General features: G+C 73.4%; 9 protein-coding genes. 5 read left to right on the forward strand and 4 right to left on the reverse strand.

Annotated elements, in window-relative coordinates; genetic code table 11:
- Positions 1 to 50: 50 nt before the first annotated feature.
- The gene (locus CEK65_RS08510; RefSeq protein WP_152181425.1) at positions 51 to 3,368 is read right to left on the reverse strand and encodes an ankyrin repeat domain-containing protein; all 3,318 of its coding nucleotides are present in this window, start codon (positions 3,366 to 3,368) and stop codon (positions 51 to 53) included.
- On the reverse strand, positions 3,361 to 3,621 hold the full coding sequence (locus tag CEK65_RS08515) for a YcgL domain-containing protein (protein ID WP_017909431.1): 261 nt from the start codon (positions 3,619 to 3,621) through the stop codon (positions 3,361 to 3,363). The genes CEK65_RS08510 and CEK65_RS08515 overlap by 8 nt, the downstream gene beginning before the upstream one ends.
- 217 nt (positions 3,622 to 3,838) lie before the next feature.
- Between CEK65_RS08515 and CEK65_RS08520 the strand changes: the two genes are divergently transcribed.
- The 5 genes from CEK65_RS08520 (at position 3,839) to CEK65_RS08540 (ending at position 10,149) form a co-directional block, all read left to right on the forward strand.
- Positions 3,839 to 5,038 (forward strand): beta-ketoacyl-[acyl-carrier-protein] synthase family protein, encoded by a 1,200-nt coding sequence (locus tag CEK65_RS08520; protein ID WP_152181495.1) that lies wholly within the window; start codon positions 3,839 to 3,841, stop codon positions 5,036 to 5,038.
- Between the two features lie 8 nt (positions 5,039 to 5,046).
- On the forward strand, positions 5,047 to 5,823 hold the full coding sequence (locus CEK65_RS08525) for a beta-ketoacyl synthase chain length factor (RefSeq protein ID WP_152181496.1): 777 nt from the start codon (positions 5,047 to 5,049) through the stop codon (positions 5,821 to 5,823).
- Positions 5,820 to 6,641: a glycosyltransferase family 2 protein gene (locus tag CEK65_RS08530; protein ID WP_150409026.1), complete on the forward strand. Its 822-nt coding sequence runs from the start codon at positions 5,820 to 5,822 to the stop codon at positions 6,639 to 6,641. The genes CEK65_RS08525 and CEK65_RS08530 overlap by 4 nt, the downstream gene beginning before the upstream one ends.
- Entirely contained in the window at positions 6,638 to 8,263 is a 1,626-nt protein-coding gene (locus CEK65_RS08535) for a tryptophan 7-halogenase (protein WP_152181426.1), read from the forward strand. Before CEK65_RS08530 ends, CEK65_RS08535 begins: the two co-directional genes overlap by 4 nt.
- A gap of 209 nt (positions 8,264 to 8,472) precedes the next feature.
- Positions 8,473 to 10,149, forward strand: a complete 1,677-nt coding sequence (locus CEK65_RS08540; RefSeq protein ID WP_152181427.1) for a tannase/feruloyl esterase family alpha/beta hydrolase — start codon at positions 8,473 to 8,475, stop codon at positions 10,147 to 10,149.
- Between the two features lie 61 nt (positions 10,150 to 10,210).
- Here the strand turns inward: CEK65_RS08540 and fabG are convergent, their stop codons facing one another.
- Complete coding sequence (fabG, locus tag CEK65_RS08545; RefSeq protein WP_152181428.1) at positions 10,211 to 10,948, reverse strand: 3-oxoacyl-ACP reductase FabG; 738 nt, start codon at positions 10,946 to 10,948, stop codon at positions 10,211 to 10,213.
- A gap of 266 nt (positions 10,949 to 11,214) precedes the next feature.
- Positions 11,215 to 11,646: a phosphotransferase gene (locus CEK65_RS08550; RefSeq protein WP_150409037.1), complete on the reverse strand. Its 432-nt coding sequence runs from the start codon at positions 11,644 to 11,646 to the stop codon at positions 11,215 to 11,217.

An 11,646-nucleotide genomic window follows, 5' to 3' on the forward strand; every position in this document is an offset into this window, starting at 1 on the left:
CCTCATCCGGCCCTTCGGGCCACCTTCTCCCGGTGGGAGAAGGAAAAGCGCTAGCGGCTTTCGCGCAGGAACCGCGCCATCGACGACACCCCCGGCAGCGCCGGCTGGAACTGCCCGGCGACGTCGACGAAGCCGCGCATCACCGCGATCTCGCGCGGGGTGCGGTTCAAGGTATCGCGCAGTTCCGGATCGGCACCGGCGCGCAGCAGGCGCTGCACCAGCAGCGGCAGGCCGTGCAGCGCGGCCAGGTGCAGCGGGCCGAAACCGCGCGGATCCTGCACCTCCAGGCTGACCTCCTCGTCGAGCAGGCGCTCGACGCCGGCCAGCACCACCGGCTCCTCGCAGGCCGTGCCCGGTTCGGCGCGCGCGCCCAGCAGCAACAGTAGCGGCGTGACCCCGCCGGCGGAACCGCGGTCGGCCTCGGCGCCGGCCAGCAGCAGCGTGTCCAGCAGCGCCAGTAGGCGCGACTTGTCGCGCGCGGTGAAGCCGTACAGCGCGGCGCAGTGCAGCGGCGCCAGTTGCTGCGCGTCGCCGGCATGCACGTCGGCACCGGCGGCCAGCAGCCGCGCGGCGATGTCCGGCAGACCCAGCGCGCAGGCCAGCATCAGCACGGTGACCCCGCCCGGCAGGCGGTGTTCGATCTGCGCCCCGGCCTGCAGCAATGCCGCGACGATCTCGGTCTGGCGCATGCTCACCGCCGCCGACAGCGGCGTGGCGCCGCTGGCCGCGGCGTGCTGCAGATCGGCGCCGCGCGAGAGCAACAGTTTCACCGCCTCGGCATGGCCGCCGCCAGCGGCGCGCAGCAATGCGGTGCAGCCCTGCGCGTCCACCGCATCCACCGGCAGGCCGAGGTCGATCAGGCGGCGAATCGCCTCGGCGTCGCCGACCATCGCCGCGGCCGGCACGTCGGCCTCGCGCAGCGGGCGCCGCGGCAGCGGCCAGGTGCGCCAGTCCAGCCAGTCGGCCAGGTCGCGGCGGCCGCTGGCCAGGGCCACGCCGAGGGGGGTCTGGCCGTCGGCGGCGCGCGCATCCGGCGAGGCGCCCTGCTGGATCAGCAGTTTCAGCGAGGCCTCGCGGCCCAGCGCGGCGGCCAGGTGCAGCGCGGTCATGCCGTGGCTGTCGCGCGCCTCGCGGTCGGCGCCGCGCTCAAGCAACTGCAACTGCAGCCGCAGCCAGCCCAGGCGCACCGCCAGCGACAGCGGCGGATCGCCGGCCGGCGACGGCGCGAACGGATCGGCGCCGCGCTCCAGCAGTTCCAGGGCGAACTGTTCCAGCGCGCGCGAGGCGTGATCGTGCTGCGCGCAGGCGGCGAGCAGGCGGGTCAGGCCGCCACGGCCGGCCGGCGACACGCCGTGGCGCAGCATCGCCTGCAGGCTGGGCACCGCCTCCACGCCGCGCGAGAGCAGCGCGAACATCGGGGTGTCGCCGCAGGCATCGAGCACCTCCGGCTCGGCGCCGTGCGCCAGCAGCCAGTCCACCGCCTGCGCGTTCAACGCCAGCGGCGGCTCGTGCAGCAGCGCGCCCAGTTCCTCGGCCGCGCACAGCCGCGCCAGCGCGGCCAGGCCGTCGCGCGGCTGGCCCAGTTGCAGGCCTTCGCGCAGCAGTTCCAGCGGCGGCCGGTCGGGCAGCCCGGCCGGGCCGGTCTCGCCCTGACCGTCGCTGACCGCGGCCGGCAGCGGATAGTCCGGGTCCAGCGCGGACACGATCGCCCAGCGCCCGGCCTCGGCGGCCAGGTCGACGGCGCGGCGGCCGCTCTGGTCCGGCTGCGCCGGCGCCACGCCCAGCTCCAGCAGGCGCCGGATCAGCCCAGGGGCGACGTGGTCGGCAGTGCAGGCCAGCAGGATCGCGTTGCGGCCATCGCCATCGACCGCAACCAGGTCCGGCTTGTGCGGCAGCAGCCGTTCCAGCACCGCCACGCGGCCGTGGCGGGCGGCTTCCAGCCACGGCGTGCGGCCCAGCGCATCGCGCGCTTCCAGGTTGGCGCCGGCGCCGAGCAGGGCCTGCACGATCTCCACGTGGCCGGCCTGCGCCGCCTCGTGCAGCGCGCTGCGGCGCTGGCGATCGCGCGCGTCGACACGCGCCTTGTGCTTGAGCAGCAACTGCACGCCGGCCGGATCGTCTTCCTCGGTACCGGCCGCGGCCAGCAGCACCGGGCTGGCCTCGGCCGGCTCCGGCTTGGCGCCGCGCTCAAGCAGGAACTTGGCCATGCGCCAGTTGCCGACCTGGCAGGCCACCGCCAGCGGGGTCAGGCCGTCGCGGTTGGCCGCGTCCAGTTCGGCAGCGGCGTCGCGCAGCAGCGCAGCCACGCCCGGGTCGGAACTGCGTGCGGCGTGATGCAGCGGGGTGTTGCCGTCGCCGTCGCTGGCGCGCGGATCGGCGCCGTTGGCGAGCAGGGTCATCACCGCCTCCGGGCGGCCATGCCAGCTGTCGCGGGTGGCGGCCAGCAGCGGGGTCATGCCCAGGTGCGGACGATTGACGTCGACCCCGCGCACGATCAGTTCGCGCAACAGGCGCAGGTCCGGCAGCACCGCGGCCAGCACCGGCAGGCTGCGCTGGTCGCGCCACTCGGCGGCGGGCAGCGCATGCGGATCGGCGCCGGCCTGCAGCAGTTGCAGCGCGCGATCGACGCGACCACCGCGGGCGGCGTCGTACAGCGCCGCATGCAGTTCGTCCTGCGCCGGCGGCGGCTCGTCCGCGCGCGGCGCGGCAGTGACGCTGAGTTCGGCGAACAGGTCGGCGGAAGACACCGGCGGGGTCAGCGTCTGCGGCGGCGCCACCCGTTGCAGGCCGGCGTGCAGCAGCGGCGACAGCAGCGCATAGGCCAGCGCCAGCGGCCAGCGTGCGGCCTCGGCGAGCAGTCCCGGCCAGGCCAGCACCACGCCGAGCCCGGCCAGCACCAATACCAGCGCGGCCACCGCCAGCCCGCGCCAGGCCTGCACGTCCTGCTGCGCCAGCGCATGCCAGCGCGCGCCCAGCGGGCCGCCCTCGGCATCGCTGCCGTGCCACAGCGGCCAGGTCCGCCACAGCCCGAGCAGCGCGGCACTGGCGGCCACGCTCAGCGCCAGCGCCGCAGCCAGGCTGCCGCTGTCGTGCAGCGCCGCCAGCGGCCAGGCCACCAGCACCGCGACCAGCGCCATCCCGCCGGCCCACAGCACCAGCAGCGACGCCGCCGCGCCGACCAGATCGCGCGCCGCGCGTGGGCGCGGCCGGCTGCCACGGTGCCAGGACAACGCCAGTGCGAACGCCGGTTGCGCCAGCCATGCGCCCAGGGCGGCGGCCAGCGGGCCGATTCCGGCGGCCAGCGCCAGCACCGCGCCCAGGGCGGCGGCGAGCATCGGCGCACGCGCGCGGAGGAAAGAGTCAGTCATCGTGTCGATCGGTGGTGCCGGGCAGGGACGGCGGCAATTGCAGATGGAAGCCGCAGCCGGCGAGGTTGGCGCGCACCGCGGCCGGATCGGCGCGGGCCAGCGTGCGTTCGGCGGTCAACGCCACCTCGAGCACGAACGCCAGCGGCTGCAGCGACGCCAGCAGCGCCGGCGGCAGACGGCCGAAGTCGTCGCGGGCGGCGAGATACAGATAGGTGTCCGGCTTGCGTTGGCTTTTGTAGACGTAGGCTTGCATGCCCGTGGCGTGCGCCTGGCGTGGAAAGGCAAGCGATTGTGGAGGAAATGCGCCAGCGGCGAAAGCGCACGCCGGCCCTGCGCTGAACGGATCCGGGCGCGGGCGCTATTCACGTTCGCGTCGTGGGTGTTTCACGGCATGACCGAATGCGTCGATATACTGCGGCGATTGTCCTTGTATGGAATACCGCGTGACCGAAGCGTCCTCGTCGCCCCGCATGGCCCCGGTGGCCATTCGCGCCTACACCGCGACCAACGCGCTCGGCAGCGGACTGCAGGCCCAGGCCGCGGCGCTGCGCGAGGGCCGCAGCGGCCTGCGCCGCAACGACTTCGGTCCACAACCGCTGGAATGCTGGATAGGCCGGGTGGACGCGCTGGAAACCGCCGCGCTGCCGGAGGCCCTGGCCGCGTGGGAATGCCGCAATAACCGCCTGGCCTGGCTCGCCCTGCAACAGGACGGCATGGCCGCGGCCGTGGCCGCCGCGGCGCAACGCCACGGCGCCGAACGGGTGGCGGTGGTGATGGGCACCTCCACCTCCAGCATCGGCGCCAGCGAGGAGGCCTACACCCGGCTCGAGCACGATGCGGAGGGTCCGCGCATGCCCGCCGACCTGGACCGGCCGATCGTGCACACCCCGCATTCGCTCGGCGATTTCGTGCGCGCCGCCACCGGCCTGCGCGGCCCGTGCATCACCGTCGCCACCGCCTGCTCGTCCAGCGCCAAGGTGTTCGCCCAGGCCGCGCGGCTGATCGCCGCCGGCGTGGTCGATGCGGCCCTGGTCGGCGGCGTGGACACGCTGTGCGGCAGCGTGCTGTTCGGCTTCAACTCGCTGCAGGTGGTGTCGCCGGAACCATGCCGGCCGTTCGACGTGCGCCGGGTCGGGCTGTCGCTGGGCGAGGCCGGCGGCTACGCGCTGCTGGAGCGCGCCGATGCCGCCGACGCGCCGCCGGCGCAGGCGCTGCTGTGCGGCTACGGCGAATCCAGCGACGCCCACCACATGTCCGCGCCGCATCCGCAGGGCCTGGGCGCCGGCCTGGCGATGCGCGGTGCGCTGCAGCGCGCCGGCGTGGACGCGGCCGAGGTGGGGTACCTGAACCTGCACGGCACCGCGACCCCGGCCAACGACAGCGTCGAGGCCGCCGCGGTGGCGGCGCTGTTCCCGCCGACCCTGCACGCCAGTTCGACCAAGGCCTGGACCGGGCACACGCTCGGCGCCGCCGGCATCGTCGAGTCGGTGTTCGCGCTGCTGGCGCTGCGCGACGGCCTGCTGCCCGGCACCCTCAACAGCGAATTGCCCGACCCCGCCTGCGGCCCACAGATCCGCTTCGCCACCGCCCATGCACAGGTCCGCTACGCGATGAACAACTCCTTCGGCTTCGGCGGCAACAACTGCTCGCTGCTGTTCGGCCGCGCATGAGCACGCCCATGCTGAGCGCGACGATCGAAGGCATCGGGTTCTGGGCGCCCGGCCTGCCCGGATGGACGCTGGCACAGGCGTTCGCGCGCGGCGAAGGCGCGCCGCTGGAGACGCCCGGACGGCCCTCGCCGCAACTGCTGGCGCCCAACGAGCGCCGCCGCGCGCCGGACACGGTGGCGGTGTCGCTGGACGCGGCGCTGGCCGCCTGCCAGGACGCCGGCCGCGACCCGGCCACGCTGCCGTCGGTGTTCACCTCCACCCACGGCGACCTGGCGATCACCGACTACATGTGCACCACCCTGGCCAGCGAGCCGCTGTCGGTGTCGCCGACCAAGTTCCACAACTCGGTGCACAACGCCGCCGCCGGCTACTGGACCATCGGCGCAGGCGCCACCGCCGCGGCGACCGCGATCAGCGCGCACAGCGGCAGTTTCGCGCAGGGACTGCTGGAAGCGCTGTCGCAACTGGCCGCGGGCGAAGACGCGGTGCTGCTGGTCGGCTACGACAGCCGCTCGGTGGGGGCGCTGGGCCGGATCGCGCGCAGCGAGGGCCTGCTCGGCGGCGCGCTGGTGCTGAGCGCGGGCGCACGCGACGGCAAGCCGCAATTGCAGGTACAACTGCGCGACGGCACCGCGCCGGTTGGCGATGGCCCGCTGGCGCGGCATGTCGCGGGCAACGCGATGGCGCCGATGCTGCCGCTGTTCGACGCGCTGGCGCTGGGCAGCAGCGGTTGCGTGCTCGATGCCGGCGGCGGCCGTTGCCTGCAGGTGGAGCTGCGCGCATGAGCCGCACGCCGCTGAGCGCCGCCGACGCGGCGATCCTGATTCCGGCCCTCAACGAACGGCTGCGCATCCGCGAGGTGGTCAGCGACGCGCTGGCGCACTGCCCGCGGGTGATCGTGGTCGACGACGGCTCCGACGACGGCACCAGCGACTGCATCGCCGACCTGCCGGTGACCCTGCTGCGCCATCCGCAGCGCCGCGGCAAGGGCGCGGCGCTGCGCAGCGGCTTCGCCGAGGCGCAGCGCCAGGGCGCGCGCGCGGTGATGACCATGGACGGCGACGGCCAGCACAGCGCCGCCGACTTCCCGCGGCTGCTGGCCGCGGCCAACCGCCATCCCGGCTGCGTGATCGTGGGCGCGCGCCTGCGCAAGCGCGCCAGCCAGCCGCCGATCCGCCGCATCGGCAACGATTTCGGCGACTGGGGCATCGCCTGGGGCTGCGGCTTCCGCCTGGTCGACAGCCAGAGCGGCCAGCGCCTGTACCCGCAGTCGGTCTACACCCTGCCCGACGTGCCCGGCGAGGGCTTCGTGTTCGAGGCGCAACTGCTGATCTCCGCGGCGCGCCAGGCCGGCGCGCGGGTGGTGGCGGTGCCGATCGAGACCCGCTACGCCAACCAGACCCCGGGCACGTTCCGCAAGAGCCACTTCCGGCTGGTGCGCGATCTGTGGAAGATCACCTCGCACGTGATCGTGCAGGTGTGGACCTATGGGCACGTGGTGCGCGAGTACCGGCGCACCCGCGCCAATCCGGTGCTGATCGACGACATCGACGGCACCCTCGACACGGCCCCCCTGGCCGTCGCCAAGGAAAAGACGACATGAAGGCAGCGCAGGCGGATGTGGCGATTCTGGGCGGCGGACTGGCCGGACTGACCCTGGCGCTGCAATTGCGCCAGCGCGACCCGCAGTTGCGCATCCGCGTGCTGGAACGGCGCGCGCACCCGGTACGCGAGGCCGCGTTCAAGGTCGGCGAGTCCTCGGTGGAGATCGGCGCGCACTACTTCGCCGAGGTGCTGGGCCTGCGCGAGCACCTGGATGCCGAACAGATCCGCAAGTTCGGCTTCCGCTTCTTCTTCTCCGACCGGCGCACCGACATCGACCAGTGCACCGAGCTGGGGGTGAGCCAGTTGCTGCCCACCCCGTCGTGGCAGATCGACCGCGGCCGCTTCGAGAATTTTCTCGGGCAGCGCGCGCGTGACCTGGGCGTGGAATTCCTCGACGGCAGCACGGTGCGCGGCGTCGACCTGGCCGAGGACGACGGCGACCACTGCGTGCGCTACAGCCGCGACGGCGCCGAGGCCAGCCTGCAGGCGCGCTGGGTGATCGACGCCAGCGGCCGCGCCGGCCTGCTCAAGCGCAAGCTCGGCCTGGCCCAGGACAACGCGCACCAGGCCAACGCGGTGTGGTGGCGGGTGGACGGGCTGGTCGATCCCAACGGCTGGTCGCAGGACAGCGCCTGGCTGCAGCGCTGCACGCCGCCGGACCGCTGGCGCTCGACCAACCACATGTGCGGCCCCGGCTACTGGTTCTGGCTGATCCCGCTGTCCTCCGGCGCGCATTCGCTGGGCATCGTCTGCGATGCCGCGATGCATCCGCTGGAGACCATGAACACCCACGCCAAGGCGATGGACTGGCTGCGCACGCACCAGCCGCAGGTGGCCAGCACGCTGGAGCGCAGCGAGCACACGGTGCAGGATTTCCTGTTCCTGCGCGACTTCTCCTACGGCTGCAAGCAGGTGTTCTCGGCACAGCGCTGGGCGCTGACCGGCGAGGCCGGCGTGTTCCTGGATCCGTTCTATTCCCCGGGCAGCGACTTTATCGCCATCAGCAACACCTACATCTGCGAACTGATCGGGCGCGAGCGCGCCGGGCGCGACATCGCGCCGTATGCCGAGCTTTACCAGCAGCTGTACTTCTCCTTCTACGAGAACACCCTGACCCTCTACCAGGACCAGTACCCGCTGTTCGGCGATGCCCAGGTGATGCCGGTCAAGGTGATCTGGGACTACACCTACTACTGGTCGCTGCTGGCGCCGCTGTACTGCACCGACCGCATCGCCGACCTGGCCGTGCTGGGCCGGCTGCGCCCGGCGCTGCAGCAGGCCAGCGCGCTCAACCTGGGCATGCAGGCGCTGCTGCGCGACTGGGGCGCGGCCAACCGCGCGCAGGCCGCGGCGGTGGCCGACGGGCGCCTGCTGGACCAGTACCTGATCGGCTGGTTCCACGAACTCAACCGCGCCCTGAGCGACCGGCTGGACGATGCCGCGTTCGTCGCCCGCCTGCACGGCAACGTCGCGCGCATGGCGGAACTGGCCGGGGAGATCCTGGCGCGCGCCCGCCAGCAGCATCCCACGCTGGCCGACCACGGCCTGCTGGATGCCTGCCGCGACGCGGCGACGCCGCTGCCGGTGCTGTCGCCGGCCTGGTACGCGGACGCCGCCTGATCCACGCGCAGGGCCATGCCGCCCTGCAACAACGCGCGCTTCGCTTCCCCGCCGCGAAGCGCCAGGCGAGCGCGCAATTGCGCGGCACGCGTCACATGGGGCGAATATCGCCCGCGCATTCGGGTTTTCGCACGCGCGGCGGTTGACGCCCCGGCGCCACCGGCGCGACACAGGCCCGCCGCGCCCGGCGCGTCCTCCAGGAGAACTCCATGCGCTCCACGCTGCTCGCCTTGGCCCTGCCGCTGGCCGCTCTCGCCGCCGCCTCCACCGCACAAGCGCAGACGACCGCGCGCGCACCGGCCTCGCCGGCACCACTGCAGCAGTCGTGCGACGCGCTGGCGAGCCGGCTCGCCTATCCCGGTACCCGCTTCACCGCGGTGCGCAGCGTGGCGGCCAGCGCCCTGCAGGTGGCCGGCCAGCCGATCGGCGCACACTGCCAGGTCACCGGGCTGATGCACGAACGCGTCGGCAGCGACGGCCAGTCCTATGCGATCGGCTTCGAGATGCGCCTGCCGGCGGCATGGAACGGGCGCTTCTTCTACCAGGCCAACGGCGGCCTGGACGGCAACGTGGTCCCCGCGCTCGGCGACATCGGCGGCGGCGGCCAGCGCGACAATCCGCTGCGCATGGGCTTTGCGGTCATCAGCTCCGATGCCGGGCACAGCAACGCGCAGAACCCGCTGTTCGGCCGCGATCCGCAGGCGCGCCTGGACTACGGCTACCAGGCGGTGCAGGCGCTGACGCCGATGGCCAAGCGCGTGGTGCAGATCGCCTACGGCAAGGCGCCGGACTACAGCTACTTCGGCGGCTGCTCCAACGGCGGCCGCCACGGCATGGTCGCCGCCGCGCGCGACGCGCAGGACTACGACGGCATCCTGGTCGGCGACCCCGGGTTCCATCTGCCCAAGGCGGCGATCGCGGACCTGGCCGCGGCCCAGCAACTGGCGGCACTGGCCGGCGGCAGCGACACGCGCAGCGGCCTGACCGTGGCCGAGCGCAGCCTGGTGGCCGAGCGCATCGTCGCCACCTGCGATGCGCTGGATGGCGTGCGCGACGGCATGGTGCAGGACGTGCTCGCCTGCCAGCGCCGCTTCGACCTGAACCGCGACGTCGCCACCTGCGGCAGCGCCGGGCGCACCGGCCAATGCCTGACCCCGGCGCAGAAGCGCGCGCTCGGCGCCATCCACGCCGGCGCGCGCAACAGCGCCGGCACGCCGCTGTACGCGCCCTTCCCCTACGACCCGGGCATCGCCAGCGGCGACTGGGCCGGCTGGCGACAGGACGCCTCGCTGACCCTGGTGCCCGGCTCGGTGGCCTTCGGCTTCGTCACCCCGCCGGAGGATCCGGCGGTGCTGCAGGATCTGAAGCGCTATGCGCTGCAGTTCGACATGGACCGCGACGCGCCGAAGATCTTCGCCACGGCCGGCGCCTTTGGCGAATCCGCGTGGTCGTACATGACCCCGCCGAACGAGACCCGGCTGACCACGCTGAAGAAGCGCGGCGGCAAGCTGCTGATCTACCACGGCACCGGCGACGGCATTTTCTCCTTCGCCGATACCGCGGCCTGGTACGACCGCCTGCGCACCGCCGACACCGATGCCGCCAGCTACGCACGCCTGTTCGCGGTGCCGGCGATGGCGCATTGCGCCGGCGGGCCGGCCACCGACCAGTTCGACGCGTTGACCCCGCTGGTGGCCTGGGTCGAGCAGGGCCAGGCGCCGGACGCGATCGTCGCCAGCGCGCGCGGCAGCGGCAGCGCCGCGCCCAATGCCGAGGTACCGGCCAACTGGAGCAGCCAGCGCAGCCGTCCGCTGTGCCCGTATCCGCAGGTGGCGCGCTACGTCGGCGGCGACGTGGAGGCGGCGTCCAGCTTCGTCTGCCGCTGAGCGCCGGCCGCCGTTGCGCCGCCAGCATGGCGGCGCAACGGCCGCGTCGTTTTCGAGGCGGTCAGCCCATGCCGCCGTTGATGCCGATGATCTGGCCGTTGATGTAGGCGGCCGCGTCCGAGCACAGGAAGGCGACCAGCGCGGCCACTTCCTCCGGCTTGCCGGGACGCCCGGCCGGGACCATCTGCTTGATCGCCTCCGGCGGGAAGGCACTGTCGGCCATCGCACCCTGGATCACGCCCGGTGCGACCACGTTGACGCTGATGCCGCGGCTGGCCATTTCCCGCGCCAGCGACATGCTGGCGCCGTGCAGCGCCGCCTTGGCCGCGGCGTAGTTGGTCTGCCCGCGGTTGCCCAGCACCGCCGACACCGAGGACACGCTGACGATGCGGCCCCAGCGCGTGCGCGCCATCGGCAGCAGCAGCGGCTGGGTGACGTGGAAGAAGCCGTGCAGCGAAACGTCGATGACCTTGTGCCATTGCGCCGCGCTCATGCCCGCCATCGGCGCGTCGTCGTGGATGCCGGCGTTGTTGACCAGCACCTGGATCGGGCCGGCCTCCAGCAGCGTCGCCAGCGCCTGCGCGCTGGCCTGCGCATCGGCCACGTCGAACGCCACCGCCTCGGCGCTGCCGCCGGCGGCGACGATCGCCTCCACCACCGCGGCGGCGCGCGCGACGTTGGCATTGGCGTGCACGATCACGTGCAGGCCCTGCGCGGCCAGGGCACGGCAGATCGCGCCACCGAGATCGCCGCTGCCGCCGGTGACCAGGGCGCGGCGCGGGGAAGCAGGCTGGGACATCGTGGTTCCTTGGGCGGAGGGACAGGGCCGCCATCCTAACGACTCGTCGCGCACCGCGGGCACCCCGTCCGACGCCGCAGCAGCCGCGGGCGGACGTTATCGTGGAAACCTATCGCGATCGATGACCCACGACACCGCGAAACGGCACCTGCAGGAATGTGCCTGTGCGTTGCCTGGGTGCACTGTGGGAGGGACTTCAGTCCCGACGCTTTCCAAGCCTGGATACTCGGCGAGCCGCGCCTGCAGCGCCGTCGTTGCCTACGCGGTCACGCCGCGCCCAGCATCACCGTCGCACGGCCCTCGGCCAGCAACTGCCCGGCATGGCTGATGCGGAAGGCGTACTGCTGGCTGTCCTCGGCCTGCAGCAGCACCTCGGCCTCGCCTTCGATCGGACCCGGCAGATCCTGCAGTTCGGCGACGTGCAACTGCACCCCGCGCAGCGCCACCAGCATGCCCGGCCGCACCGGCGTGCCCGCGGCGCGACCGAGCAGGCCACCGTGCACCGCCATCGCCTGCGCACCGTACTCGCACAGGTGCAGCGCGCGCAGCCGATCGCCACTGCGGAGCGGATGCGCGGCCTGGCGATGCGCGACGCTGCGCAACACCACGCGCTGCGCGTCCCAGGCCACCACCTCTTCCCACAGGCACATCAGGCCCTGGTGCGGGACCAGGGCGGCGATGGCGTCGCGTCCGTGCAA

Origin of the sequence: Xanthomonas sp. LMG 12459, from assembly GCF_009192905.1 — a bacterium.
Classification (GTDB): Bacteria; Pseudomonadota; Gammaproteobacteria; order Xanthomonadales; family Xanthomonadaceae; genus Xanthomonas_A; species Xanthomonas_A sontii.

Excerpts from the sequence above, each read along its gene's own strand:
- CEK65_RS08515 (WP_017909431.1), bottom strand. The coding sequence starts at position 3,621 with ATGCAAGCCTACGTCTACAAAAGCCAACGCAAGCCGGACACCTATCTG.
- CEK65_RS08520 (WP_152181495.1), top strand. The coding sequence starts at position 3,839 with ATGGCCCCGGTGGCCATTCGCGCCTACACCGCGACCAACGCGCTCGGC.
- CEK65_RS08540 (WP_152181427.1), top strand. The coding sequence starts at position 8,473 with ATGCGCTCCACGCTGCTCGCCTTGGCCCTGCCGCTGGCCGCTCTCGCC.
- CEK65_RS08525 (WP_152181496.1), top strand. The coding sequence starts at position 5,047 with ATGCTGAGCGCGACGATCGAAGGCATCGGGTTCTGGGCGCCCGGCCTG.
- CEK65_RS08535 (WP_152181426.1), top strand. The coding sequence starts at position 6,638 with ATGAAGGCAGCGCAGGCGGATGTGGCGATTCTGGGCGGCGGACTGGCC.
- CEK65_RS08510 (WP_152181425.1), bottom strand. The coding sequence starts at position 3,368 with ATGACTGACTCTTTCCTCCGCGCGCGTGCGCCGATGCTCGCCGCCGCC.
- CEK65_RS08530 (WP_150409026.1), top strand. The coding sequence starts at position 5,820 with ATGAGCCGCACGCCGCTGAGCGCCGCCGACGCGGCGATCCTGATTCCG.
- fabG (WP_152181428.1), bottom strand. The coding sequence starts at position 10,948 with ATGTCCCAGCCTGCTTCCCCGCGCCGCGCCCTGGTCACCGGCGGCAGC.